The organism is Mycobacterium sp. (assembly GCF_008709575.1).
Lineage (GTDB): Bacteria > Actinomycetota > Actinomycetes > Mycobacteriales > Mycobacteriaceae > Mycobacterium.
The window spans coordinates 635-856 of sequence record NZ_VYIK01000231.1; the positions used below are offsets into that span (position 1 = coordinate 635).

Genomic DNA, 222 nt, shown 5'->3' on the forward strand with positions numbered 1-222 from the left:
CTTCGGTCGCCGTATTTGCCTATCTGCACGGCAGCCGAGCCACCAACACCGCACGGCCAACTTCCGACATCGACATCGCCGCGTACTTCGGTGGACATCCACCGAAGGCCTTCGACGTTCTGCTGCCCGCAGATATCGACCTGCTTGTCCTCAACGGCGCTCCCCTCGAGCTCGCCGGCAGAGTTGCGCTTTACGGCAGGCTCATCGGCGAGACGGATCCGG

1 protein-coding gene is annotated in these 222 nt (G+C 63.5%); it reads left to right on the forward strand.

The window, feature by feature from the left end; genetic code table 11:
* Positions 1-222, forward strand: a 222-nt coding sequence (locus tag F6Q13_RS18120) for a nucleotidyltransferase domain-containing protein (protein WP_293059485.1), incomplete at both ends; no start/stop codon positions are given.